Source organism: Pseudomonas sp. KH_027 (genome assembly GCF_057838565.1).
Genome location: NZ_CM174470.1, coordinates 1,838,161 through 1,862,121 on the forward strand (window position 1 = coordinate 1,838,161; position 23,961 = coordinate 1,862,121).

Sequence of the window (23,961 nt, forward strand, 5' to 3'; positions counted from 1 at the left end):
CTGGCGGTCGATGCCGATCGCCCGGTTCGGATCAGCTTTCGCGGCTATAGCCGTCGATCCGAACCGTCTGCCGCCCGCTAGCGGCCCTTGAGCAGTTCGGCCGCCTGGTCGAGCAATGCCAGAGGGTTGGCCGCCTTGTGGATATCGACGGACAGCAATTGCCTGAACCGCCGCGCCCCCGGAAAACCCTGACCCAACCCCAGCACATGCCGGGTGATGTGGTGCATGGCGCCGCCTGTGGCTAAGTGCTGTTCGATATACGGGCGCAACCGCTCCAGCGCGCCAACCCGGCTGACCACAGGCGCGGTGCTGCCGAACAGTTGCTGGTCGACGGCCGCGAGCAGGTAGGGGTTGTGATAAGCCTCACGACCGAGCATCACCCCATCGAAGGTCTGCAAGTGCTCCTGGCATTGCTCCAGGGTCTTGATCCCGCCGTTGAGGATGATCTCCAGATCCGGGAAATCCTGTTTGAGCTGCGCCGCCACCTCATAACGCAGCGGCGGCACCTCGCGGTTTTCCTTCGGCGACAGGCCGGCGAGGATGGCAATCCGCGCATGCACGGTAAAGCTCTGGCAGCCGGCATCCCGCACCTGACCGACAAAGTCGCAGAGCTCGGCGTAGCTGTCACGGCCGTCGATCCCGATCCGATGCTTGACCGTCACCGGAATCGACACCGCATCGCGCATGGCTTTCACGCAATCGGCCACCAGCGCCGGATGGGCCATCAAACAGGCGCCGATCATATTGTTCTGCACCCGGTCGCTCGGGCAGCCGACATTCAGGTTGACCTCGTCATAACCCGCTTGCTCCGCCAGCCGCGCACAGGCCGCCAACTCCTCCGGCACACTGCCGCCGAGCTGCAGGGCCAGCGGGTACTCGGCTTCGGCATGCAGCAGAAAACGCTCGTGATCGCCGCGTAGCAAGGCCCCGGTCGTGACCATCTCCGTGTACAGCAAAGCCTGCCGCGACAGCAGCCGCAGAAAGAATCGGCAATGCCGGTCGGTCCAATCCATCATCGGCGCAACAGAAAATCTCCTATTTGGCTCTAGTCGCTCTAATGCGGGCGTAGATGCTGTATTTGTGAGGTTTTCTGCTACGTTCATTTGCTACCGTTTTCGCTTATTTTTGCTTGTTTCTGAGAGTGTGTTGCTAAAATGTAGCAACGTAAATCAGTCTTGTAGCAAAATCATGGGCTCTATAACTATCCGCAAGCGCAAGGACGGGTCTGCACGGTATACCGCGCAAATCAGGATCATGCAGCAGGGCGCAACAGTTTATCAGGAAAGCCAGACTTTCGACCGCAAGGCCACGGCGCAGGCTTGGATCAAGCGGCGCGAGACGGAATTGGCTGAGCCCGGTGCCATTGCTAAAGCAAATCGTAACGGCGTGACGGTCAAGGAAATGATCGAGCGCTACCTTGATGAATACGAAAAGATCAGGCCGCTCGGCAAGACCAAGCGCGCCACGCTCAAGGCAATTAGCAAAACATGGTTGGGCGATCTTGAAGACTCACAGGTCACCAGCCAGCAGTTGGTTGAGTACGGTAATCGTCGGATGCAGGAGGATGGCATTCAGGCGCAAACACTCGGAAATGACCTTGCTCACCTTGGCGCAGTGTTCTCTGTAGCAAGGCCGGCATGGGGTTATGACATTAATCCGATGGCGATGCCTGACGCGCGCCGGGTGCTGCGCAAGATGGGCGCCGTGACCAAGAGCAGGGAAAGGGCGCGCCGGCCAGCGCTGGATGAACTGGACAAGCTGCTGACCTACTTTTCCGAAATGCGCGACCGCCGCAAGCAACAGATCGATATGGTGCGAGTAACCGTGTTCGCGCTGTTCTCGACGCGCCGGCAAGAGGAGATCACGCGCATTCGCTGGGATGCTATGGATGAGCCAGGCCAGCGGGTGCTGATCACCGATATGAAGAATCCAGGCCAGAAACACGGCAATGACGTGTGGTGTCTGGTTCCCGATGAGGCTTGGCGCATCCTGCAGTCAATGCCTCGGGTTGCTGACGAGGTATTCCCCTATAACGCCAGATCGGTGTCAGCGTCGTTTACCCGCGCCTGCAATTTTCTGGAGATTGACGATCTGCATTTTCACGACCTGCGCCATGACGGCGTGAGTCGGCTTTTTGAAATGGGTTGGGATATTCCGAAAGCGGCCAGCGTGTCGGGCCACCGGGATTGGAACTCGATGCGACGCTATACGCATCTGCGGGGGAATGGTGACCCTTACAAGGATTGGCTATGGTTGGAGAGGGTCGTAACTGGCCCCGTGATTGGGGCCGTTTCTGGTTAGGACGCTCGGCGTATGCCTCGGCCCATCAGTTTGTCGTGCTCGGCCTTGGCCTTACTGTGCTGGGCATCGAGGTACGCCGCCAGGTCAGAGAGGTGAACGCCTCGCGCTGACTTCTGGCTGTTCTCCATCGGCACCAGTGTTAGGTCGATCTGGCCAGCGGCGACCTGAAGCTTCATTTTCTCTGGCGTCAGGTGGCTGAAATAGTCAGCACAGAAGCGTGCGCATCTCCTTGTTGGTGATGCTCTGCAAGACCCGCGGGCGCTTGTTTATCAGGGAGCGCTGACCTCCAGGGCAGGCGTCTCGACCGTACCCAGCCGTGGCCGGAACCCACCGCAATCACCACGCTCCGGTTGGGCCGCTCGGCCACCTCTTCGGGCAACACAATGCCGCCGGTGGTCTTGGTTTTTCGGGGTAAATCCACAGACTTCTTGGGCTTTTGTTGGTGGGTGCAATTGGGGTCTAACTGAAGGTTGGTTGCGAAATTGCGGCTCACTTGACCACCGATTTACATCGCCACTGACCAGTCATTTGCATTCGATCTGACCACGCATTTGCAAACGGGATGACCACTTCCGCGAGCCGCCCGACCGGCTCAAAACGACCCAGGCTGTGTGAAAACGCACTGAATACGTCGAAAACTGAAAGTCGCGAAGGTTGCCTGTGAAATCAACGGGCGGAAGCGCGAATTGCCTTAGTCAGCTACATAGACGTTCGTAATGCCGTTTGGGCCGCGTCAGCGGCCCAAACGGTTACTAACGGGCGAGCAAGCGGCTGGATTCAAGCCCTGATCGCCTCAAGCAGTCCTGCGATGCCGAAGATGCTCATCATTCGCTTGAGGTTGTAGGCGAGCACATGAAGGCTCATCTCAGTGCTCACTCTCGGCAGGGTTTTGGTCAGGAAGTGGGTACTTCCCATCCAGAACTTGAGCGTTCCAAAAGGATGTTCAACGGTCTGTCGGCGACGCCTCATCATCGTTGGATCACGTTCTAGCCGAACCTGCATCGCGTCGACTACAGCCTCATGTTCCCAGCGCTTTACGCGGCGCTCCTTACCCGTCGTACATTGCTTCTGCATTGCGCAGGACTGGCAGCCCGAGAACCAATAACAGTGCAGTAGCATGCCGTCTTCCACCGAAGAATGCCGCCGGGTCAGTAACTGTCCCGCAGGGCATCGATACTTGTCCGATGCAGCAACGTAGATGAAGTCCTGCTTACCAAATCGGCCTTCGGCTTTGCTGCCTGATGTCAGGGGTTTCGGTACGAAGGTGGCGATGCCAGCCTGCTCGCAGGCAAGGATTTCCAGACCCTTGTAATAGCCTCGGTCGGCTACCACCGTCAGCGACTCAGCGCCGATTTCTTCACGCGCCTGGTTCGCCATATTGCTCAGTTGCCCACGATCATTACCAACGTTGGTCACCTCATGGGCAATGATCAGATGGTGTTTGTCGTCGACAGCTGTTTGTACGTTGTAGCCAACCGTTCCGGTGCCTCGGCCGCTCGTGGCCATTGAGCGTGCATCTGGATCGGTGAGAGAGATTTGCTGGTCTGGACTTTCGTGAAGCTGCGCCTCGATTTCCTTGAGTTTCTGCATCTGCTTTTTCAGCGTTTCTATCTTTTCTTTAAGCCGCTCTGCTTTGGCCTCGGCCACTTCGGGCGTTGCCCGATCCGCCGAATCCATCGCCGCCAGATATCGATCAATGCTCTGCTCGATCTGTTGCATGCGCGCCTTCACTTTGCCCTGGGTGAAGTTACGGTCACGGTTGTTGACGGCTTTGAACTTGCTGCCATCAATGGCGATGATCGATTGAGAGAAGAGATTGAGGTTGCGACAAAGCACTACGAACTGGCGGCATACGCTGCGAATGGCTTTGCCGTTGTCCTTGCGAAAGTCGGCGATGGTTTTGAAGTCAGGAGCCAAACGCCCTGTCAGCCACATCAACTCGACGTTGCGCTCGGCCTCACGTTCAAGCCGGCGGCTGGACTGAATCCGATTGAGATAGCCGTAGATATAGATCTTCAGCAAGATCGCTGGATGGTAGGCCGGACGCCCCGTTGCAGCAGGATCGACACCCTCAAATCCAAGTGCACCCAGATCAAGTTCATCGACGAAAACGTCGACCACTCGCACTGGATTTTCTTCGGTTACGTAATCGTCCAGACACTCCGGCAGCAACGTGACTTGCGTCCGAGCTTCACCTTCAATGAATCGCTTCATGATCGTCCCCGCCACGATCTCGACGATCAGAAGATTAGACAATCGCAGGCGTTTTCACACAGCCTGGACCCGGAGCGGCCACTAGCGAAAGGCGGAATCCGGCCACAGCTGGAGGTATGGGGCGTAAAGGTCCGCCCCTTTTTCCCTGCCGAACGGTGCACCCAGAGCAACCGGCCATAACGTCCTGGGCAGGCTGTTTCAAAGCTGTTTCCTTGAGACCGTGTGAATTTCTCGCTTACTCGAATGTGAGTGAACGAGCCCCCATTGAGGAGGGATGACGCGTTTCGTCAGCAAAGAATCGTTGAGTTCATTTAGGGGCGATAATCAAAAATGATCTAGCGGTTCTCGATAATTCATGCACTTTTTTGTGATTTGGGAGGAAGCCGTGAGCAAATGCGACAAGCGTGGCAATCCTATTTCCTATGGCTCGCAGCAGGCTGTCGATGCTCTGGATAAAGTCTGCGACATGCTGCATGCCTACCAGGCCGACCCTCTGGCTGAGGCTGACAGGATCATCGCAGAGCACCCCGACTTTGCGTTGGCGCACGCCTTTCGCGCTGGCGTGATAGCGACCGCGACCGACAAAGCATTCGAGCCGGAATTGATCAAGAGTCTGGTGGCAGCCGAGATGCTGGCACCGAAAGCTAATGATCGCGAACGGCAGCATATTCGCGCGGTGCGTGCTTGGCTTGATGGTGATTGGGAGCGTGCGGTCGAAATATGGGGGCGCGTGTCAATCGAGTACCCGCGCGATCTGTTAGCACTGCAATATGCCCATTTGGGCGACTTCTATTTAGGTTACTCGCACATGCTGCGTGATCGCGTGGCGCGGGTGTTACCGCACTGGAATCACAATGTTCCAGGCTTTGGCTTTGTCAAAGGCATGCATGCATTTGGTCTGGAAGAAACTGGCGATTATCAGCAGGCCGAAGATCAGGGGCGGGAGGCTGTTGCCTTGAACCAACAGGACGGCTGGGCAGTGCACGCTGTCACCCATGTAATGGAAATGCAGGGGCGGAGTGAAGAAGGAGCAAATTACCTCGCGACCAGCGCCAATGGCTGGGCTCCCAACAGCATGTTCGCCTTCCATCTCTGGTGGCATAACGCCTTGTTTCACCTTGAAGCCAATGACGTGCCTGGCGTGCTACGCATATTTGACGAGGACATTTCCGCTGGAGGCTTTGCTCAAGCGCTTGAGCTACTCGATGGATCGGCGTTGCTCTGGCGACTTTCGTTACTCGGTCATGACGTTGGAGAGCGTTGGAGTGATTTAGCTGAAAAATGGGAGGCTCGCTGCGACGATGGCTATTATGCCTTTAACGATGTTAATGCGATGCTGGCATTCGTGGGCTCGGGAAACAGTCGTGCACAAGGTCGGCAGCTTGATTCCCTAAAGCGGGCGGCGGCGAGTGGCGGAACCAACGCCATGATGAGTCGAGAGATCGGTATACCGGCATGCGAAGGACTTGTAGCCTTTGGCCGTGGCGATTATGTCCAAGCTATAGAGTTGCTGTTGTCGCTACGTACTAAGGCTAACCGCTTCGGTGGCAGTCACGCGCAGCGTGATATTTTTTCATGGACACTGACCGAAGCGGCTATTCGGCTTGGCAATCGCGCACTGGCCGAGGCATTCATTTCCGAACGCCTTGCCTTGAAACCAGAGAGCCCGATCAATCGCGCGTGGGAACGGCGAGTTGGCAAATTACAATCGTCGCATGCGGGATAAGAAGGCAGTCCGAATGTCGAATATCCAGTAGTTGTGATGATGGTGTCGCTGCGCTCCATCACGCCCATGACTTCGCACATGTGGCGAGGGGGGCTTTCCGATTCGTTGATCGTCCGCTTTTGGCTGTGGATTCAACCGGTCGATGCAACACTCCTCCTGTTTACACAGGGTTTAGCGTGTTGCATCGACCGGTTGAATCCACAACCCATAGCAGTCACCCAGAATGGGTCTGCTAAATCTGGGGGCGATTCAGTACAACTGATCGGAGCATCGGTCGATGATCTGATCGACGGGCTCGACGAGCCGGGCTTGCCGCCCATAGCCCCGGTGCTATGCGACACCATCTTCAACACCACGGGTGAAGCGCATTCGCGACTTGCCGATTCGTCAACAGCCGCGCGGCTAGCAGGGCGCGGCGCAAGGATGTAGACAGGCTGGACGACATCTGTGTTCGGCGTCGTCACTTCGGGCAACTTCAGCAGCGAAATGCTCGTATTGTTTCTAAAAAATTCGTTGGATCGGGCAATCAAGCAGGCGTATCAGGCAAACGATTGGAGAGGCTCCAGCGCCATACTTTGGCCACGACAATCTTTGCTGATGGACTGCCTGATGGCCTCCCTGTTTACGCCGTTTACCCTGAAGAGCATCACGCTGCGTAACCGCATCGTGGCTTCGCCGATGTGTCAGTACATGGCCAACGATGGGCTGCTCAACGAGTGGCACCAGGCCCACTATCCCGCTCTGGCCAGGGGCGGTGTGGGTCTGGTCATCGTCGAGGCCACGGCGGTTTCTCCGCAGGGCCGGATCACCCCCGGCGACGCAGGCCTGTGGAGTGACGCCCAGGTGCCGGGCTTTGCCTCGGTGGCGAAGGCCATCAAGGCGGCGGGGGCGGTGCCGGGTATTCAACTTGGCCATGCCGGCCGCAAGGCCGGCTGCACCCCGCCGTGGCAAGGTGGCGCGCCGTTGCCGGCGAGCGACCCGCAGGCCTGGCAACCGCAGGCACCGAGCGCGCTACCGTTCATGCCCAGCGCCCCGCACATGCCCCGCGAGATGGCTCCCGAAGACATCCGGCGCACCCAGCAAGACTTCGCCGATGCCGCCGCCAGAGCCCTGGAGGCCGGCTTCGAATGGCTGGAACTGCACTTCGCCCACGGCTTCCTGGGGCAGAACTTCCTGTCCAGGCATGCCAATAGCCGCACCGATCAGTACGGCGGTTCGCTGGATAACCGTGCGCGCTTTCTCATGGAAACCGTCGCGGCCGTCAGGCAGGTCTGGCCGGCTTCTCTGCCGCTGACCCTGCGCTTGGGTGTGGTGGAGTTCGATGCGGGTGCCGAGACGTCGTTGGCCGAAGCGACCCAGGTGTTGCGCTGGCTGAAGGACGCCGGGGTGGATCTGGTCGATGTCGGTATTGCCCTGTCCACGCCTGACGAGCAGGTGCCATGGGGGCCGAACTTTATGGTTCCGTACGCCGAGCGCATCCGCAAAGACACCGGTTTGCCGGTGGCGACCAGTTGGATGATCACCCGCGCCAAAGAGGCGGACGCCTTTGTGCGCGAGGGCAAGCTGGACCTGGTTATGTTCGCGCGCACGCTGCTGGCCAATCCGCATTGGCCGTTTCAGGCGGCCCGAGAACTGGGCGTTGAGCAGCCTGAAGCGGTTCTGCCCACGCCGTATGCGTTCTGGCTACAGAACTGGCAGGTTGACATCTGAAACGCGACGGTCGGTCAGTCGATAGCCGGCCCGAGCCCGAGCGGGCTTACGCCCGATCTGCCAATTGCCGTCGGACGTACCAACGGCAATGCCCCATTGACCGAGCCGCACAACTTTTACGCCGGAGGATTGCATGATCACGCTGAACATCAATGACCAAGAGATGCGTGTCGACGTTGCCCCCGATACGCCGTTGCTGTGGGTGCTGCGCGACACGTTGCAGCTCACCGGGACCAAGTTTGGTTGCGGCATGGCGATGTGCGGCGCCTGCACCGTGCATATGGGTGGGCAGGCGGTACGCTCGTGCGTGACGCCGGTGTCCGCTGCGGTCGGCGCGAAGATCCAGACCATCGAAGGCGTCGGGCAAGGCAGCACAGGCAAAGCGGTGCAGCAGGCCTGGCAGCAGCTCGATGTGGTGCAGTGCGGCTACTGCCAGTCCGGCCAGATCATGAGCGCCGTGGCCCTGTTGGAAGGCAATCGCGCGCCCACGGACGCCGATATCGATCAGGCGATGGCGGGCAACGTGTGCCGTTGCGCCACCTATGTGCGCATTCGCGCGGCCATCCACGAAGCAGTCAAGTCGCTGGCCTGAAGCCAAGGGGATACCCATGAGTCGTTCTATCGAGAATCAAAGCCGCCGCCGCTTCCTGCAAGGTACAGCGGCAGGCCTTACCCTGGCCGTGTATTTCCCCTGGGGCATGACCAAGAGCAGCGCCGCTGCCGGCCAGGCGCAGGCCACGAGCTTCGAGCCTAATGCCTTCCTGCGTATCGGCGAGGACAACAGCGTCACCGTGTTTGCCAAGCACCTGGAAATGGGGCAGGGCAGCTACACCGGCCTGGCGACCATCATCGCCGAAGAGCTGGATGCGGCCTGGGCGCAGGTGCGCGTCGAAAGTGCGCCCGCCGATGCCAGCCGCTACAGCAACTTGCAGTGGGGCTCGCAGGGCACCGGTGGCAGCAGCGCCATCGCCAACTCCTGGGAGCAATTGCGTAACGCCGGGGCCGCGGCCCGCGCCATGCTGGTGGCCGCGGCAGCCCAGCGGTGGCGAGTCCCGCCACAAGAGATCGTGGTGACCGACGGCGTGCTCAAGCACGTGGCCTCCGGCAAGCAAGCGAGCTTCGGCGAGCTGGCCAATGCCGCCGCCGAACAGTCGGTGCCCGAGCAGGTCACGCTCAAGGACCCCAAGGATTTCAAGCTGATTGGCCAACCGCTGCCACGCAAGGACTCGGCCGCCAAGGTCAACGGCACGGCGCAGTACACCCAGGACATCCACCTGCCCGATATGCTCACCGCCGTTGTCGCCCACCCGCCGCGCTTTGGCGCGGTGGTGGCGTCCTTCGACGCGAAGGACGCCCTGAAAGTCCAAGGCGTGGTTGAGGTGGTGCGGATCCCCAGTGGCGTCGCCGTGCTCGCTCGGGACACCTGGAGTGCCAAGCGCGGGCGCGATGCCCTGAGTATCCAGTGGGATGAAAGCGCCGCGTTCAAGTTGAGTTCTGCCCAGGTAGTCGAGCAATTCAAGAAGCTGGCCGAGTCACAGGGTGCTATTGCACGCCAGGAGGGCAATGCGGATAGCGCGCTGGCGCAAGCCAAGCAGGTGCTCGAGGCCGAGTACGACTTCCCCTACCTCGCCCACGCGGCCATGGAGCCGATGAATTGCGTGATCAGGCTGGCGGAGGGCCGTTGTGAGGCGTGGTTCGGCGCGCAGATGCAAACCTACAACCAGGCGGTGCTGGCCGAGCTGTTCGGCCTCAAGCCCGAGCAAGTGCACATCCATACGCTGTATGCCGGCGGCAGCTTCGGTCGTCGGGCGAGCAAGGATGCCGACTACATTCTCGAGACCGCGCAGATCGTCAAGGCCATCGGTGGCCGTGCTCCGGTGAAATTGGTGTGGCTGCGCGAGGACGACATGCAGGCTGGCAACTACCGCCCCATGTTCCATCACCGGCTGCGCGCCGGCCTGGATGCGCAGGGCAAGCTGGTCGCCTGGCAGCATCGGCTGGTGGGGCAATCGGTGGTTGCCGGCTCGCCTTTCGCCGGTGCGATCAAGGACGGCATCGACCCAACCTCGGTGGAGGGCGCCGCCAATCTGCCCTATGCCATTCCCAATATGCTGGTGGATTTGCATACCCCCAGCGACATCGGGGTGCCGGTGCAATGGTGGCGGGCGGTGGGCTCCACCCATACCGCGTTCTCGACCGAGTGCTTTATCGACGAGCTGGCCCAGGCGGCTGGCCAGGATCCCGTGGCTTGGCGCCTGGCCATGTTGCAGGGGCACCCGCGTCATGCCGGGGTGCTCAAGCTCGTGGCGCAGAAGGCCGATTGGGACGCGCCACTGGCGCAGGGCAAGGAAGGGGAGCGTCGCGGGCGCGGCGTGGCGGTGCATGAGGCCTTTGGTTCTTTTGTCGCCCAGGTGGCCGAGGTCACGGTGCAGGGCGATGGCCGCTTCCGGGTGGATCGTGTGGTGTGCGCGGTGGATTGCGGTATCGCGGTCAACCCCGACGTGATCCGGGCCCAGGTCGAGGGCTCCGTGGGCTTTGCGCTGTCCGCAGCGATGAGCGAGGCCATCACCTTTACCGACGGCAAGGTCGATCAATCCAACTTCCATAACTACGTGCCGCTGCGCATCGCCGACATGCCCAGGGTCGAGGTGCATATCCTGCCCTCGGCGACGGCCCCGACCGGGATTGGCGAGCCGCCCGTGCCGCCGCTCGCGCCGGCAGTGGTGAACGCCCTGGCAGCGGCCACCAGCAAGCGTATCCGACGCCTGCCCATTGGTAACCAGTTGGCCGGTTGATCATGCAGCATCTGGATGTACAGGTTATCGAGCAGGCACTGGCCTGGGCGCGCACGGGCGAGACGGTCTGGCTGTGTACGGTGCTCGCCACCTTTGGTTCGTCGCCCCGCGAGCCCGGCTCCTTGCTGGCGGCGCGGGGTGACGGTCGGCATGTCGGCTCGCTGTCGGGCGGTTGCGTCGAAGAGGACTTCCTTGAACGCCTCCAGGGTGGCGAGTTCGAACGCGGCGTGACGACCCTGCGTTATGGCGATCCCGAGGGTCCCCAGGGCGCGAGGATTTCACTGCCCTGCGGCGGCATTCTGAAGGTGCTGATCGAGCGCTTGCCGGCCAATACGGCGACGTTGACCCAACTCGAGATCCTGCGTTCCACCCTGCTTGGGCAGCGCCATTTGATTCGCTGTGTCGATCTGCAAAGCGGTGAAGCGCATTTCCTCGAAGACGATGGCTTGGGACCGCGCGTGGTCGAGCAGACCGAGCGGGACTCGGTGCAAATCCGCGTGGGGCCAGCGGCTCGCCTGGTCATTGCCGGTATTTCGCCAGTCTCGGTCGCTTGCGCGGAGTTCGCTCGGACCCTGGGCTTCGAGGTGATCGTCTGCGACCCGCGCGAGGAGGCCCATGGCGGCTTCAACGTGGCCGGTATTGAGGTGCAGCCGGTGCTGCCTTCGTTGTTTATCGCCGCCGGTGGTTGTCACGCGGCCACCGCCGTCGTGGCGTTGACCCATGATCCGCGGATCGACGATCTGGCCATGATCGAAGCCGTGCGTACACCGGCCTTTTACATCGGCGTCATGGGTTCCAGGCAAACGTCCAGGGTGCGCGCCGAGCGCCTGCGCCGCTCCGGTGGTTTGAGCGAGGATGAGATCGCCCGCCTGCATATGCCGATCGGCCTGGCCCTGGGCAGCAAGACCCCCGCCGAGATCGCCCTGGCGGTGATGGCCGATATCGTACGCGTCCATCGAGGCCGGTCGCGCGATACCCTCTGACTGCGTGGGGGCTTTACAGGCTCATGCGCAGACGCCGGATATCCCGCTGTGGCGGGTCGCCGAATAGCCGGCTGTACTCGCGGCTGAACTGCGACACGCTCTCATAGCCCACCCGAATCCCGGCAACGCTCGCCTCGAGCTTCTCGTTGAGCATCAATTGTCGCGCCGCTTGGAGACGAAGCTGCTTTTGGTACTGCAGTGGGCTCATGCCCGCGATATCGCGGAAATGCTGGCGAAACGTCGAGGGACTCATATGTGCGCCAGCGGCCAGCTCGTCCATGGACAGCGTTCGGTGAAAGTTGAGCTTGAGCCAGGTCATGGCCTTGGCAATCTGCTGGCTTGGCGAGCCGGCCGCGACGAGGTGCCTGAGGTGCAGGCCATGCGGGCCGGCGAGTAAACGAATGGTGATTTCCCGACGGATCAGCGGTGCCAACGTCGCGATCAGGCCCGGTTCCGAGGCCAGTCGCAGCAGCCGAGTCAAGGCATCGGCCAAGGCGCAATCGATTGGCTCCAATGAAATGGGACGGTAGGCAAACTGCCTGGGTGGCTGTGGCAGGCCCATCTCTTGCGCCGCTTCGAGAATGGCTTGCGCGTCGAGCGCCAGTGCCATGCCGAGAAACGGCTCGGCGGCGCTCGCCTTGGATACGTGGGAGGTCACTGGCAAGTCGACGGTCGTCAGCAGCGAATGCCCCGGGGCAAAGTGGAAGATTTCATCCCTCAGCATGACCCGTTTGCTGCCTTGCACCGTCAGCCCCAGTCCCAGGCCGTAAATGCAGGGCAGGGGGTCGGTGACGAAACTTCTGCGGTACAGGTTGAGTCCGGGGATCTGCGTCTGGTGGTCGCCGTCACTTTGGGCAAGTTCAGCCACCGCCGCAGCCAGCCCGTCAGAGCGCAGGACTGGCGCGCTATCGTGGTCTTTCATTCAGTCAATCTCACTGCGTAACCGGGTTGCACAGCACGATACTACTGCCCCTGGATGTGCTGGAAAATTTCGCCGGATTCTGTTGGTTCAGGCAATCAATGGCGCGAATCAGGCAATCGGTCGGAGGGGCTCTACTGCATACTTTGCGTCGTATCCACCCAGGGCCTTGAGGTCGAGAGTGGCCTTTGCAAACCAGGCGCGTCCGGGCCGGAGCATAGAATCACCGTGATAGTCGATCAGTTGGGCCGGCGCTTGCAGAATCTGCGCGTCAGCCTCACCAGTGCCTGCAACTATGCGTGCATCTACTGTGTGGCCGACGGTAAACGTCTGCATGCACAAAGCAACGGATTGCCGCTGGAAAAGTTGCTGCTGGCGGTGGAGTACCTGAAGACCGTCAACGACCTGCGCACCTTGCGCATCACTGGTGGCGAGCCACTGATCAGTCCGCTGTTCGATGGTTTTATGGCGGCAGTGGGGCGGCTGGGGTTCGAGGACCTGTCGCTGACCAGCAATGGTCAACTGCTGGCGCGCAAACTGCCCGTGCTACTGGAGGCGGGCGTCAAACGCATCAACATCTCCCTCGATACCCTGGATGCCCAGGCGTTTCGGCGCATTGCCCGTGGCGGTGACCTGGCCGAGGTGCTGGGCGGTATCGAGCTGGCCCTTGCGGCCGGCTTGCAGGTGAAGATCAATATGGTGCCCCTGCGCGAGCACAACCAGGATCAGCTCCTGCCGCTGCTCGACTACTGCCTGGCGCGGGGCATGGAGCTGCGCTTCATCGAGCTGATGCGCATGGGCCATCTGGCCCGCGACACTGGTGAATTTCGCCGGCAGTTCTACGGCATGTCCGAAATCCTTGCGGCGATTGCCGAGCGCTACGCCTTCCGCGCGGCCCCGGGTACGTCGGACGCGACCGCGCAACGTTTCGAGATTGCCGGGCGCGGCTGCTTCGGGATTATCGCCAACGAGAGTGCGCCGTTCTGCAGCACCTGCAGCCGCGTGCGCCTGAGCGCCACGGGCTGGCTGCATGGCTGCCTGTCATCCAGCCATAGCCACTACCTGGGCGATCTGCTCGAACTGCCCCGCGACATGGCCCTGGCGCGTATCCGCGAATTATCGAGAAAGGCGCTGGCAGACAAGCAGCTACAGAGCTTCTCGGGCGACGTCATGGTCATGAAGATAATTGGAGGCTGAGCGGTGCCTGGAAAAGAGCTAGCCAAGAGCCAATCGGTTATCGGGCTGGTGCTCGCGGCAGGCTTTTCGCGCCGCTTCGGGGCCGACAAGCGCCGGGCCCGGTTGAAAAGTGGCCAGACGTTACTGAGCGCAAGCCTGACCTTGCCCTGCGCGCAGTTGGAGAGCGTCTGGGTGGTCTTGCGCCCCGAAGACGACGCCGAGGCATTGGCTGTGCCCACGTGCGTGCGCATCGTGCGCAGCGAGTCGGCCGCTCACGGCATGGGGCATAGTCTGGCAAGTGGCATACAGGCGATTAAGCGGCATGCGTGGGCAGATGCAGTGGCAGTCTTTCTTGGCGATATGCCGTGGATTAATGTGGACAGCCTGGGTTATTTGCTCGCGCTGGCGTCGCCTGAGCATATCGTTGTGCCGACATTCCGGGGTCAGCCTGGGCACCCCGTGATCTTCGGGTGCAAGTTCTGGCCAGAGTTGCAGCAGCTGACTGGCGAGAGTGGTGCTAAAGCGCTGTTACAAGAGCGTCCGCAGGTAGTTCGGCGCATAGAATTAAATGACCCTGGAATTCTGCGAGATATCGATACACCGCAGTGTATAGGTGTATCGCCCCTGGTTTTGTAGACCCATCCGAGTGGCCGCTTTTGGCCGGCAGCTGCTTGATACGCTTGTGAAATCCTGGGCTCATCGGGCTCATGCGCTTGATGTTCTGGGGGGATAGCCACGTATCAAAATGTCACAGCGCTATGCATTAGCATTGATGCACTTACAGCCAAGAGTATCGGCTGACGCAGTGTGTCATTGGGCTCGCAAAGGCGAGCAGTGCCTGGACGTCAGTCACGTTCTAGTCTCTCGACGTAGCTGCAACGTTACTGGCAGTCGGGATGACCTCGATGCACTCACCCAGTAACTGCCAGGCCTCGGCTTTCTCTTTGGCATAATCGTGGTGCAGGTAGTGCCGGCGTACCTTTGAACTACCCAGTAGGTGATTTTGACAGCGGTCGATGATCTCCAGGGTGACACCGAGCTCTTGCATCATCGTGGCCCCAGTGCGGCGCAGATCGTGTGGTGTCCACTCGCCCTTGGTGCCCTTGCTGAGCACCAGCGAGTCGATATGGTGGCGCCTGCCAGAGGCTTGCTGCGGTTCTTGAAGCGGCACTGTCGGTCACCGATCAGCTTGCTGACTGTCTTGGTGTCGACGTGGTTTTCCTCGTCCTTGCTGGGGAAGCGGAAGGGGGTATGTCCGGTTTCTTTTTTGCAGGGACTTGAATTGTTCCAGTGCAAACGCTGACAGAAAGACATGGAGATCTTGGCGTTTGCCGTTGTGTCCCTTGTTGGCTTCTGCAGGGATGAACCAGGTGCCTTTATCCAGGTCCACATAGCGCCATTGGGCCTTGAGCAGTTCGCCGATACGACAGAGAGTGCTCAGGCATATCCACACTGCGCACTGAACGCGAGGATTGGCGGGCCTGATGCCAGAGTATTTATGGCCAGCGGGGAGGGCGTCGTAGTCGCGCTCCAATCGGGCGAATACCTGCGGATCACCGACCGGCTCAAGGACATGTTCATCGTCGGCGGTTTCAACTGCTACCCGGCGAAGGTCGAGCGTCTGCTCAGGGAGCAGCCGGCGGTCGCCCAGGCCGCTGTGGTCGGTGTTGCCGATGAGCGTCTGGGGGAAATAGGCCGGGCCTACGTGATACCGCGGCCTGGCGCCAGCCTGGTGGCTGACGAGCTGATCGCCTGGAGCCGTGAGCGGATGGCCAACTACAAGGTGCCGCGCAGCATGGAGATCGTCGCGACCCTGCCACTCAACGCCGTCGGAAAGGTGCTCAAGGGTGAGTCGCGCACTGTGATCAGGCGCCGCCTGGCGCCACTTCCAGTTGCGCCAGGCTGAAACCCTCGCGGCGCATGCGTTCGAGCAGGCCCTGCCAGGAGGGCAACTCGCCGGCCTCGCCGACACGCTTCAGCGCGCCGCCCTTCATCGAATAGAGCCCACGGGCGTCGAAGGCATAGCGCAGGGCGAGGTCCTTGCGCCGGGCGGAGGGGAGGATGGTGTCCACCAGATTGTCCAGCACCAGGGGGTCGGCGTCCGGGGTTTCGTAGTAGGTCACCACCATGTGCGCCTGCTTCAGCTCCAGGGCCGTGGCGTAGGTGATGCGCAGCTTCTCCTGGGGGATGCCGAGCTGCAGCAGGGTGAAGTACTTGGCCAGGGCGAAGTCCTCGCAGTCCCCGGCGCCCTTGGCCAGGGTTTCCACGGGCGTGGCCCAGTAGTCGCGACGCTGCCAGAGTTCGCTGTCGTCGCTGAAGCGCACCTGATGGTTGATTGCGCGATTGACCGCCTGCAGTTGCTCCAGCTCGGGCTTCTGGCGGCTGCCTTGCAGAAGGTCGTTCCAGGCCTGCAAGCGTTCACGGGCCGGGCTGCTGCGACCATAGCGCTTGTCCGCCTTGCGCAGCACTGGGTCGAGGCTCCAGGCGGCCTTGGCGTCGCCGGCGCCCAGCAGCATGCTGCCGCTGAAGACGGTGACGGCCAGCAATTGCCAGAACAGGGACGAGACGAAACGGCGGGAAGCAGCTTTCTGCAACGGGTTGACTCTCCAGGAAAGCGGCCGGGGCCGGGTTCGAGCGATGGATCAATCCGTTGAGCGAATAACTGGCAAAGAGACGACTGTCCGCCAGTTTGTGGATGTCGGCACACTAGAATCAGTGCCCATGCCCCCGCAAGTGGCAGGAGACGCACGGTAGGGCAGGGGTGTGTAAATGGCGGAGGAAAGGTCCTGAAATGGGCTTCGTCGGTCTGGACCGATTGTCGGAAAGCGTGGTTCTGCTGCTCGCCGGGTACGCGCAGGTCCAGGCGTGCCCGACGAGCGACTATCCCTGGTCAGTACCCGAATTCAACCCGTTGCTGATGGATCAGCGATTTGTACTGTGGAGTCTGATGCCGGGTGGGTTGCATGCTGTCCTCTTCGTACTGCCGACCCGCCGCGCTCGGTTCTTCCTCGAGCATCCTCACGATGCTCTGGCTGGAGTCCTCTCTCATCTGGATCGGTTGCTGATTGCGCATCCGATACTCATCCAGGCGATCGCTTCCATTCTCGGCAAGGGCCGTGGCCGGTCCCGGTGTCACGACAAGGGCCAGAAACAGGCCGCTGAGTGCAGCCGTGCTGAATGTCGCTTTCATGGTCTCGTCCTCTTGTTCCCCGCTTTCCCCCCTGAAATTGGATGAGCCATGGTGGAGCATTGTTACAGGCCTGGGGAGAAGCCTGAAAAATGGCAGGAATCAGGACCGACGGGCATCTGCAATGCCTATGAATGGCATGAGAATTTCCGAACTTTCTGCCCGTTTCCGGTGCTGATGGGCGCTGGAGCGCAGGGCGGGCGGGGGAGTATTTCTGTGGGAGCGAATTCATTCGCGATGGTCTGTGCTGCTGCCCTCCGGGTGCGGTGCGGGGCGCACCCGGAGGGACGGACAAGGTCAGGTCAATGTCCGTATTCCACTCTCTGCTGGTGGATCCTTGATTGATAGCGGGTTGCCGGCTTGGCGATCGACTCTGTTTCTTCCTGGGCGACCTTCACGCCGGCTGCGGTCGGTTGCTCTTCGACCATCTGGGCGAAACGCTCGCTTTCGTCATTGGTGGTCTGCTCGCGTTGCGCTTGCCACACCTGATACTGGATGAGGCGATCACCGCCTCCTTCCGCCAGCATCAGAGTCGGCTGCTGGCTTGCCGATTGAAGGGATGCGCTGGATGCCGGCAATGAAGTCAGTGCGACAAAAGAAAACAGCAGGCTAGATAAGGCAGTGGTGGTAATTGCGGATTTCATGTGATTTCCTCGTAATCCCCCGGATAACCCCCGATGTCAGATAATAAGGAAGAGGAAAAACACTTCCAGCACTATCTTCAAGTGACTGACAGATGGCGAACTTCAAGACGAAGTGGTAGTTCGTAACTGGCTGATTGGCATGAATTATTCCTATAGTTATGCCCGATTTTAGAACATGCTACGGATTCTATTGCGCTTTGTAAGTGCGTGTAAGTGAGATGTTTCTGTCTGGTTTCAGGGAAACACTTTAGAAACAAACTCAATTAAATATTAGTGCGCTCTGGTTTAAGGAAACCCTGAAGAAGACTTCCCGAATCTGGTGAAATACACCGACCCCGTTGCCCGCGTTTTCCGATGGAACAGATGACTTTCGCCGACGCCGAGTACACCGGCAAACGCAAGCAGGCCCGCAAGGAACTGTTCCTGATCGAGATGGATCAGGTGGTGCCGTGGAAAGGATTTATTGCCCTGATCGAGCCACATTACCCGAAGGGCGAAGGTGGCCGTCCGGCCTATCCGTTGATGGCGATGCTGCGTGTGCATCTGATGCAGAACTGGTTTGGCTAGGGGAGCGTGCCCCTGGATAAACTCGCGAGTCCAACCATCACTATTCGTAAAATCCAAACAATCCCCGAGTATCTGGAGCAGAGATGGACCGTTTTGATGCGATGCAGGCATTTGCTCGCGTGGTGGAGACAGGTAGTTACGCCATGCGCTGCAACGGTGAGAACGTCAACGTGCTCGGCCGCTACGTGCTCGCGGTCGACGACGGAAATGCCTACCTCGCGGCCGGCTTGGCCGGCCTAGGTGTTCTTTGGCTACCGGACTACATGATCCAAGGATCACCTGGCGCGTGGCGAGTTGGTGCCTCTTTTCGAAAGCTGGCGGGTCGATCCGATGCCGATGTACGTAGCGTTCCCGCCGAGCCGGCACGTCAGTCCTAAACTACGCGTGTTCATCGATTGGGTCGCTGAGCTGATGGCACAACACGCACCTGTCACCGACCGCCATTAAAGCGTTGCAAGTACGGCGAAGCGCTCCGGCATTACGCCGTGGTTGGCCGTTCTCTGTCGGTGATGAATGTCTACCAAACCTAGGCCGATTCACTATCAAGCTTGGGTTCCAGTCCAAATCCCTGTCGACGCCTCATATCCCCATCTGATGCTCATATGAACCCCAGGGTCAGCGCCTTCAGTGTCGCAGCAGCACGGGTGGTGCACTGCAATTTGCGGAATACACTCTCGACGTGGGTGCGCACCGTACTCGGGCTGATGCCGAGCTGGCGTGCCACCTCTTTGTTGCTCCCGCCCATGCTGATGCGCTGCAGGATTTGCGTCTCACGGTCGGTCAATGGGCTGCTGTTCACTCGGCATGGCGCTACAGCGCTCTCGCCGCGAGCTGCAGCGATGACCGCCTGGCAGGCCCTAGAGTCGAAACGACCTTGAGCCGCTTCGTCGAGCAATAGCTGCCCCGCGTCATGCTCGTTGAAGGCCGGTCGCCAGGGGCGATCAGAGCGCAGCGCCTGCCATGTCAGAGCTGCCGCCAGTAAGCGCTGCTCGGGTGGAAGGGCATCGCCATCAAGCCCCCGGAAGTAGCCGCTGCCATCCAGTCGTTCGTAAGCGTTGGCAGCCAGTCGACCTGGTGCTGCCAGTTCGGGTATCTGGCTACACGCGCGTGACGTCCAGTAGGGCACCAGTCGTATTTGTTCAAGATCGCCACTCAGTAATGCGTCTGCCGTGTTCCAGATTCGGTTGGGTACCGCTGCTCGACCGATGCCATGGATCAATGCTGCTTTCCCTGCGTGCTCGGCTGACTGCTCCGGCAGGCCCCAGAGTCTGGCGGCTTCCCGCACAAGTTCGGCCGACCGACGTGAGTAGCCCGCTAGCCAGGGTAATTTCAGGTCGATCACATCTCCTACTAGAGTGAGCGGCACCATTTTCCTGTCCTCGCGAGCCTCTGAGCCGGGAGCCTCTGGTGCACGTAATGCTTCCAGCCAGTCTTTGGCGTTTCGCGAGAGCTCAGCGGCCAGCGATGCCGGATAGCGTCGATTGCCCTTGGTCGCTATCCATTCCAGTGCAGCGTCCAGTCCGTGAACCCGGGAGAGTATTTCCAGATCACCGGCCAGCATGACCTGATAAACCACTTCAGGTACCTCGGGATGTCGCAAACCAAAGGGTTTGCCTTCACCGTCGAACTGCTCGAACACATGCCGCAGTCCCAGTTCGACCGGCGCGCTTAAGCCAAGTGTATGAGCGATGTCCCCCGAAACCTCGCAATGCACCACCGCCAAAGGCGCGGACTTACGCATGGCACGCAGGCCAGCCGTGCCTAACGTCTGGCTGAGCATGGCGTTGCGGCCCTCAACATCATCACCAAGAAGGCGGGTAAATCCCTCGGCATTGGCGGTACAACCCGACCAGCGTAGCAAGGCCACTTGCCGCGCGACTTCTGTGTGTTCACCCACGCCATTGCAGGACTGTGCGAGTAACTGGACCAGGCGCGCCGTGCGGCGTGACTGGTCGAAGGGCTGCCCCATGCTCAGGTCGCCCACCATGGACAACGCCAGGATCGCTCCCTCCAGTTCGATGCAGTCACTCTCCAGCATATCGCTCTCCATATACCCGCCTAAATATTGCTGGCCTCGGATAAACGACCGATACCCGAACAGCCGAGAGTCTCTGAAACTGGATCTCACCAACCACAGGAGATCTCACCATGTTCAAACCCAAGGCTCTCGCCCTCGCACTCGCCATGACGACTTCACTCTTCGCCGTGGGCAGCTACGCGTCCACCCCGCAACCGTCGGTGGTGATTGTGCACGGTGCCTTTGCAGACGGCTCCGACTGGGCCAAGGTAGTACCTTTGTTGCAGGCCGAAGGCATCAAGGTCACCGTGGTGCAAAACCCCCTGACCTCGCTGGCCGACGACGTGGCGGCTACACAGCGGGTCTTGAACAACCAGGACAGCGACGTCGTGCTGGTTGGGCACTCCTGGGGGGGCACCGTGATCAGTCAGGCCGGCACTGACAAAAAAGTTCGGGGCCTGGTGTATGTCGCCGCCTTCGCTCCTGATGCGGGTCAAGCCAGCAAAGAGCTGGGCAAGGACTACCCCGCCCCGTCCGGCGTGAGCGAAATCGCGCCTGACAACAACGGCTACCTATACATGACGCCCAAAGGCATGGCCACCGGCTTCGCTCAAGACCTTCCCGCGGAGCAAGTCGCTGTCATGGCCGCGACACAAGGGCCGATCCGTGCGTCTGCATTCGATGATAAAACCACTGCAGCGGCCTGGAAGAATAAGCCGAGCTGGTTCGTTGTCGCCCGCGAAGATCGGATGATCCAGCCCGATTTGCAGCGCGCATTCGCCAAGAAAATCGGCGCACAGGTCACTGAAATCGAAGCCAGCCATGTGCCGCAGCAGTCTCGCCCGGCCGATGTGGCCAAGGTCATCATCCAGGCGGTCCACAAGACCCAGGACTAACCCAGCCGTGGCTGACGCAACGTCGCAGCCACATGGGCGGCAAAATACTTTGGATTCAACCGGTGGCCGCACCGATTGGCTAAACCTTTCTCCCGGACCAGCCATCGCCTTTGGCCTGGCGGGCGCTGCGGCGCAGTTCTTGTGGCGTCCGCCCAACGACTCGCACGAAGCAGCGAAGCATGTGATCGGCATCGCCGAATCCGAAGCCCCTGGCGATCTCCTCGAACGTTTGGTGTCCGTCCTCAACCAGCGGCCTCGCTGTCTCGATACGAAGGCGCTCGATAGCTTTCGCCGGCGTCACCCCGATAGATGCCGCGAACACGCGGCCAAACTGGCGTACGCTCATATGTGCGACGTCTGCTAAGCGTTCAACTGACAGATCATCACGTAGATGATCGCGCGCATAGCTCAGCACCGTGCGGATGCGATCTGAGCCAGGGTCGAAATCCAGCAGCGAAGAGAACTGATACTGACCACCTGGTCGCCGATAGTAGACAACCAGCATGCGCGCGACGGAGCGCGCCACCTCCTTGCCCAGGTCCTGCTCGATCATGGCCAAGGCCATGTCGATGCCAGCCGACATACCTGCGGACGTCCAGACATTCCCATCTTCGGTCCAGATTCGATCTCCGTCCACGCGCAGCGACGGATAGCGTGCTTGTAATTGCGGCGCGTAGTTCCAATGCGTGGTCGCGACACGACCGTCGAGCAGGCCGCTCTCGGCCAGCACGAAGGCGCCCGTACAGACGCTGGCAGTGCGGCGAGAGCGCAAGGACATATGCCGGATGGCAGCTGCCATCGGCATCATCCAGTCACCGATCGGAACGGCTGGCGCGCCGACGATGATGAGCGTGTCGAGGCGGTCGACAACGTGCAATGCTTCGGTCGCGATCTGTAACCCGCCTGAGGCCTGGATCAATCCGCCCTCAAGCGAAGCGAACGTGAATCGATAGCCCGAAGAGCGAGCAAGATTGGCGTTGGAGAAGGCTTCGAGCGGGCCACTCAGATCCAGCAATACGAAGCCCGAGTAGACCAAGAAGCAAACGTGACGCGGCATGACTGGAACGCCCAAAGCCTGGCAGAAGAGTCATTAGATGCCCCTCCCATTTGGAAGGTCAACAGGTGCAACAACGGTGCTCGGCCCTTGCCTGATGGCGCGGCCTCCTCACTCAAGGAGGCTGCGCCTGTCGGCGGGAATCTAAGGATAAATGTCCTTTTCGGACCTTCGTCTCGCCATACCGTAGATGCCTCCCCACTTCGAGGACATGCAGATGACCTTCAACAGAACTTACCCCAAGAGAATGATCTCCTACGCCACCTTGTTGGGGGCCATCCTGATGGCGCCTGGCATCAGCTTCGCCGCCGAGAACCCCTATGCCGATCCGGCCAAGCCCGCGCTCCCGGCCTCCACTTTTCAATGGGATCTAAGTCGAACCGCTCTGGTCGTGATCGACCCACAGATCGACTTCATGAGCCCCGAGGGTGCAGGCTGGCCGGTCTTCGGTCAGAGCGTTACCGAGCAAAACCTGGTCCCGAATCTGCGCCGGCTTTTCGCGGCGTCCAAGAAGGCCGGAACGACCGTAGCCATCTCGCCGCACTACTACTATCCCCACGATCATAAATGGGAGTACGAGGCGCCGGCGGAGACCGTTCAGCACAAGCTTGGTCTCTTCGATCGCAAGGGCGCCTTGACGCTGGATGGATTCCGTAACTCGGGTGCCGACTTTATGCAGGAGTTCAAGCCCTTCATCGAAGACGGCAAGACCATCGTCGCATCACCGCACAAGTTGTATGGCCCCCAAAGCAACGACCTGATGCTGCAGCTGCATAAGCAGCGGGTCGACAAGATCATCCTTGCCGGCATGGCCTCCAACCTGTGCGTCGAATCGCACCTTCGCGAGTTTCTGGAGCGCGGTTTCGAGGTGGTGGTCGTACGTGACGCCGTCGCCGGCCCGAAGCTTCCTGACGGCGATGGATACGGTAGCGCACTGGTTGACTTCCGCTACATCGCCAACGGTCTGCTGACTACCGATGAGGTAGTGAAAAAGCTGGAAGGGCGCTAACCGCGGGTAGGACCAATTTCCCAACCAGGCATGGGAGCCCTTGTTGCTCCCGTGCTGGTCAAGCTGGTTCTGATTGGCGCAGTGCTGCCCATTATGCTCAAGACCTCGACAAATCCAGGCGGCCTTCTCCGGCCGCGATTCTTTCGTAGCGGTCACTCAGATATGTCAACGACTGGAATGACCTCTTGGTTGTCGGGCAGTAACGAACCGGCTCCAGTTTTACTGTCCCGACGGTCGCTCATCCAGTTGCCCACTTGCGCCGCAAAAGTCGGTGGTGCTTTTCGTCCAACTCGCCTGGCGAGATCAAGAATGGTCTGTTGGGCCAACGCTTCTTCCATTCGCTTCTGCGCGGTCACCATCACTCCGTGTACCGCGCATGTGCCGGCCAAAGCCCAGGCGGGTGGCGAGCCGTCAAACAAGGCACAGCGCTCTCTCACCTCGCGACAATCGAAGATGGATTTTCGGCCATCGATAGCGGTAACGATATCCAGCACCGTGATTTCATCTGAAGGCCTGGCCAGCTTAAAGCCTCCGCGTACCCCTTCCGTTGCAACGACCAACTTGGCTTTAGCCAACTTGGTAAACACCTTCGCCAAATACTCATGGGGAACGCCTTGGAGATCCGCCAAATCGCGCACGCTCGCCTCACGACTTTCTCCCAGTTCATCCACCAGGAAAATAAGGCAGTGGATTCCGTACTCGACCCCTGCGCTATATAGGGACATGGTTATCTCCGACTAAATTTGTCGTAAATATTAGCAAA

At 60.2% G+C, this 23,961-nt stretch carries 22 protein-coding genes and 4 pseudogenes; 14 read left to right on the plus strand and 12 right to left on the minus strand.

Features of this window, described 5'->3' with window-relative positions; genetic code table 11:
• Positions 1–77: 77 nt before the first annotated feature.
• Positions 78–1,016, minus strand: coding sequence for a tRNA dihydrouridine(20/20a) synthase DusA (gene dusA / locus AC3IYG_RS08710; RefSeq protein WP_489313377.1), 939 nt, complete (start codon positions 1,014–1,016; stop codon positions 78–80).
• A 172-nt stretch (positions 1,017–1,188) separates the two neighbouring features.
• Between dusA and AC3IYG_RS08715 the strand changes: the two genes are divergently transcribed.
• A complete protein-coding gene (locus AC3IYG_RS08715; RefSeq protein ID WP_489313378.1) occupies positions 1,189–2,301 on the plus strand; it encodes a tyrosine-type recombinase/integrase in 1,113 nt (370 codons plus the stop codon).
• Here the strand turns inward: AC3IYG_RS08715 and AC3IYG_RS08720 are convergent.
• The 3 genes and pseudogenes from AC3IYG_RS08720 to AC3IYG_RS08730 all read right to left on the minus strand — a co-directional run.
• Positions 2,298–2,519: pseudogene (locus AC3IYG_RS08720) on the minus strand (pyocin activator PrtN family protein); the annotation flags it as partial. The gene AC3IYG_RS08715 and the pseudogene AC3IYG_RS08720 overlap by 4 nt on opposite strands.
• Positions 2,489–2,794: a hypothetical protein gene (locus AC3IYG_RS08725; RefSeq protein ID WP_489313379.1), complete on the minus strand. Its 306-nt coding sequence runs from the start codon at positions 2,792–2,794 to the stop codon at positions 2,489–2,491. The pseudogene AC3IYG_RS08720 and the gene AC3IYG_RS08725, both read right to left, overlap by 31 nt.
• A gap of 284 nt (positions 2,795–3,078) precedes the next feature.
• Positions 3,079–4,515 (minus strand): IS1182 family transposase, encoded by a 1,437-nt coding sequence (locus AC3IYG_RS08730; RefSeq protein WP_489313380.1) that lies wholly within the window; start codon positions 4,513–4,515, stop codon positions 3,079–3,081.
• Positions 4,516–4,870: 355 nt separating this feature from the next.
• Between AC3IYG_RS08730 and AC3IYG_RS08735 the strand changes: the two genes are divergently transcribed.
• From AC3IYG_RS08735 to AC3IYG_RS08760, 6 genes are all read left to right on the plus strand, one after another.
• Complete coding sequence (locus AC3IYG_RS08735) at positions 4,871–6,241, plus strand: tetratricopeptide repeat protein (protein ID WP_489313381.1); 1,371 nt, start codon at positions 4,871–4,873, stop codon at positions 6,239–6,241.
• 36 nt (positions 6,242–6,277) lie between these two features.
• A complete protein-coding gene (locus AC3IYG_RS08740) occupies positions 6,278–6,670 on the plus strand; it encodes a hypothetical protein (RefSeq protein ID WP_489313382.1) in 393 nt (130 codons plus the stop codon).
• A 180-nt stretch (positions 6,671–6,850) separates the two neighbouring features.
• Positions 6,851–7,951, plus strand: coding sequence for an NADH:flavin oxidoreductase/NADH oxidase (locus tag AC3IYG_RS08745; RefSeq protein WP_489313383.1), 1,101 nt, complete (start codon positions 6,851–6,853; stop codon positions 7,949–7,951).
• Between the two features lie 133 nt (positions 7,952–8,084).
• Positions 8,085–8,543, plus strand: coding sequence for a (2Fe-2S)-binding protein (locus AC3IYG_RS08750; RefSeq protein ID WP_489313384.1), 459 nt, complete (start codon positions 8,085–8,087; stop codon positions 8,541–8,543).
• A gap of 16 nt (positions 8,544–8,559) precedes the next feature.
• The gene (locus AC3IYG_RS08755; protein WP_489313385.1) at positions 8,560–10,746 is read left to right on the plus strand and encodes a xanthine dehydrogenase family protein molybdopterin-binding subunit; all 2,187 of its coding nucleotides are present in this window, start codon (positions 8,560–8,562) and stop codon (positions 10,744–10,746) included.
• Between the two features lie 2 nt (positions 10,747–10,748).
• Positions 10,749–11,729, plus strand: a complete 981-nt coding sequence (locus AC3IYG_RS08760; RefSeq protein WP_489313386.1) for an XdhC family protein — start codon at positions 10,749–10,751, stop codon at positions 11,727–11,729.
• 13 nt (positions 11,730–11,742) lie between these two features.
• Here the strand turns inward: AC3IYG_RS08760 and AC3IYG_RS08765 are convergent, their stop codons facing one another.
• Positions 11,743–12,651, minus strand: a complete 909-nt coding sequence (locus tag AC3IYG_RS08765; protein ID WP_489313387.1) for an AraC family transcriptional regulator — start codon at positions 12,649–12,651, stop codon at positions 11,743–11,745.
• Between the two features lie 225 nt (positions 12,652–12,876).
• Here AC3IYG_RS08765 and AC3IYG_RS08770 point away from each other — a divergent pair, with 225 nt between their 5' ends.
• On the plus strand, positions 12,877–13,845 hold the full coding sequence (locus AC3IYG_RS08770; RefSeq protein ID WP_489313388.1) for a GTP 3',8-cyclase MoaA: 969 nt from the start codon (positions 12,877–12,879) through the stop codon (positions 13,843–13,845).
• 3 nt (positions 13,846–13,848) lie between these two features.
• On the plus strand, positions 13,849–14,460 hold the full coding sequence (locus AC3IYG_RS08775) for a nucleotidyltransferase family protein (protein ID WP_489313389.1): 612 nt from the start codon (positions 13,849–13,851) through the stop codon (positions 14,458–14,460).
• Positions 14,461–14,680: 220 nt separating this feature from the next.
• On the opposite strand, the pseudogene AC3IYG_RS08780 reads toward AC3IYG_RS08775, so the two are convergent.
• Positions 14,681–15,487: pseudogene (locus AC3IYG_RS08780) on the minus strand (site-specific integrase); the annotation flags it as partial.
• On the opposite strand from AC3IYG_RS08780, the gene AC3IYG_RS08785 reads away from it, so the two are divergent.
• Entirely contained in the window at positions 15,398–15,730 is a 333-nt protein-coding gene (locus tag AC3IYG_RS08785) for an AMP-binding enzyme (RefSeq protein ID WP_489313874.1), read from the plus strand. The pseudogene AC3IYG_RS08780 and the gene AC3IYG_RS08785 overlap by 90 nt on opposite strands.
• On the opposite strand, the gene AC3IYG_RS08790 is transcribed toward AC3IYG_RS08785, so the two are convergent.
• The 3 genes from AC3IYG_RS08790 to AC3IYG_RS08800 all read right to left on the minus strand — a co-directional run bounded on the left by AC3IYG_RS08790 (position 15,690) and on the right by AC3IYG_RS08800 (position 17,655).
• Complete coding sequence (locus AC3IYG_RS08790) at positions 15,690–16,418, minus strand: transglutaminase-like cysteine peptidase (RefSeq protein WP_489313390.1); 729 nt, start codon at positions 16,416–16,418, stop codon at positions 15,690–15,692. The two genes, AC3IYG_RS08785 and AC3IYG_RS08790, sit on opposite strands and share 41 nt — an antisense overlap.
• A gap of 296 nt (positions 16,419–16,714) precedes the next feature.
• The gene (locus tag AC3IYG_RS08795) at positions 16,715–17,014 is read right to left on the minus strand and encodes a hypothetical protein (RefSeq protein ID WP_489313391.1); all 300 of its coding nucleotides are present in this window, start codon (positions 17,012–17,014) and stop codon (positions 16,715–16,717) included.
• Positions 17,015–17,313: 299 nt separating this feature from the next.
• Positions 17,314–17,655, minus strand: coding sequence for a hypothetical protein (locus tag AC3IYG_RS08800; protein WP_489313392.1), 342 nt, complete (start codon positions 17,653–17,655; stop codon positions 17,314–17,316).
• A gap of 354 nt (positions 17,656–18,009) precedes the next feature.
• Here AC3IYG_RS08800 and AC3IYG_RS08805 point away from each other — a divergent pair.
• Both AC3IYG_RS08805 and AC3IYG_RS08810 read left to right on the plus strand, forming a co-directional pair.
• Positions 18,010–18,219 (plus strand): annotated as a pseudogene (locus AC3IYG_RS08805) (transposase); the annotation flags it as partial.
• A gap of 137 nt (positions 18,220–18,356) precedes the next feature.
• Positions 18,357–18,669: pseudogene (locus AC3IYG_RS08810) on the plus strand (LysR substrate-binding domain-containing protein); the annotation flags it as partial.
• Between the two features lie 151 nt (positions 18,670–18,820).
• On the opposite strand, the gene AC3IYG_RS08815 reads toward AC3IYG_RS08810, so the two are convergent.
• Positions 18,821–20,260, minus strand: coding sequence for an HD domain-containing phosphohydrolase (locus AC3IYG_RS08815; RefSeq protein ID WP_489313393.1), 1,440 nt, complete (start codon positions 20,258–20,260; stop codon positions 18,821–18,823).
• Between the two features lie 110 nt (positions 20,261–20,370).
• On the opposite strand from AC3IYG_RS08815, the gene AC3IYG_RS08820 reads away from it, so the two are divergent.
• Positions 20,371–21,135: an alpha/beta hydrolase gene (locus AC3IYG_RS08820; protein ID WP_489313394.1), complete on the plus strand. Its 765-nt coding sequence runs from the start codon at positions 20,371–20,373 to the stop codon at positions 21,133–21,135.
• Between the two features lie 79 nt (positions 21,136–21,214).
• On the opposite strand, the gene AC3IYG_RS08825 is transcribed toward AC3IYG_RS08820, so the two are convergent.
• The gene (locus tag AC3IYG_RS08825) at positions 21,215–22,192 is read right to left on the minus strand and encodes a GlxA family transcriptional regulator (protein WP_489313395.1); all 978 of its coding nucleotides are present in this window, start codon (positions 22,190–22,192) and stop codon (positions 21,215–21,217) included.
• A gap of 214 nt (positions 22,193–22,406) precedes the next feature.
• Between AC3IYG_RS08825 and AC3IYG_RS08830 the strand changes: the two genes are divergently transcribed.
• On the plus strand, positions 22,407–23,198 hold the full coding sequence (locus AC3IYG_RS08830; protein ID WP_489313396.1) for a cysteine hydrolase family protein: 792 nt from the start codon (positions 22,407–22,409) through the stop codon (positions 23,196–23,198).
• A gap of 152 nt (positions 23,199–23,350) precedes the next feature.
• Here the strand turns inward: AC3IYG_RS08830 and AC3IYG_RS08835 are convergent, their stop codons facing one another.
• Positions 23,351–23,923: an RrF2 family transcriptional regulator gene (locus AC3IYG_RS08835; RefSeq protein ID WP_489313397.1), complete on the minus strand. Its 573-nt coding sequence runs from the start codon at positions 23,921–23,923 to the stop codon at positions 23,351–23,353.
• Between the last annotated feature and the right edge of the window lie 38 nt (positions 23,924–23,961).

Coding starts and splice junctions, on each gene's coding strand:
- dusA (WP_489313377.1), bottom strand. CDS start 1,016: ATGATGGATTGGACCGACCGGCATTGCCGATTCTTTCTGCGGCTGCTG.
- AC3IYG_RS08715 (WP_489313378.1), top strand. CDS start 1,189: ATGGGCTCTATAACTATCCGCAAGCGCAAGGACGGGTCTGCACGGTAT.
- AC3IYG_RS08730 (WP_489313380.1), bottom strand. CDS start 4,515: ATGAAGCGATTCATTGAAGGTGAAGCTCGGACGCAAGTCACGTTGCTG.
- AC3IYG_RS08735 (WP_489313381.1), top strand. CDS start 4,871: ATGCACTTTTTTGTGATTTGGGAGGAAGCCGTGAGCAAATGCGACAAG.
- AC3IYG_RS08740 (WP_489313382.1), top strand. CDS start 6,278: ATGATGGTGTCGCTGCGCTCCATCACGCCCATGACTTCGCACATGTGG.
- AC3IYG_RS08745 (WP_489313383.1), top strand. CDS start 6,851: ATGGCCTCCCTGTTTACGCCGTTTACCCTGAAGAGCATCACGCTGCGT.
- AC3IYG_RS08750 (WP_489313384.1), top strand. CDS start 8,085: ATGATCACGCTGAACATCAATGACCAAGAGATGCGTGTCGACGTTGCC.
- AC3IYG_RS08755 (WP_489313385.1), top strand. CDS start 8,560: ATGAGTCGTTCTATCGAGAATCAAAGCCGCCGCCGCTTCCTGCAAGGT.
- AC3IYG_RS08760 (WP_489313386.1), top strand. CDS start 10,749: ATGCAGCATCTGGATGTACAGGTTATCGAGCAGGCACTGGCCTGGGCG.
- AC3IYG_RS08765 (WP_489313387.1), bottom strand. CDS start 12,651: ATGAAAGACCACGATAGCGCGCCAGTCCTGCGCTCTGACGGGCTGGCT.
- AC3IYG_RS08785 (WP_489313874.1), top strand. CDS start 15,398: ATGTTCATCGTCGGCGGTTTCAACTGCTACCCGGCGAAGGTCGAGCGT.
- AC3IYG_RS08795 (WP_489313391.1), bottom strand. CDS start 17,014: ATGAAAGCGACATTCAGCACGGCTGCACTCAGCGGCCTGTTTCTGGCC.
- AC3IYG_RS08800 (WP_489313392.1), bottom strand. CDS start 17,655: ATGAAATCCGCAATTACCACCACTGCCTTATCTAGCCTGCTGTTTTCT.
- AC3IYG_RS08815 (WP_489313393.1), bottom strand. CDS start 20,260: ATGCTGGAGAGTGACTGCATCGAACTGGAGGGAGCGATCCTGGCGTTG.
- AC3IYG_RS08820 (WP_489313394.1), top strand. CDS start 20,371: ATGTTCAAACCCAAGGCTCTCGCCCTCGCACTCGCCATGACGACTTCA.
- AC3IYG_RS08825 (WP_489313395.1), bottom strand. CDS start 22,192: ATGCCGCGTCACGTTTGCTTCTTGGTCTACTCGGGCTTCGTATTGCTG.
- AC3IYG_RS08830 (WP_489313396.1), top strand. CDS start 22,407: ATGACCTTCAACAGAACTTACCCCAAGAGAATGATCTCCTACGCCACC.
- AC3IYG_RS08835 (WP_489313397.1), bottom strand. CDS start 23,923: ATGTCCCTATATAGCGCAGGGGTCGAGTACGGAATCCACTGCCTTATT.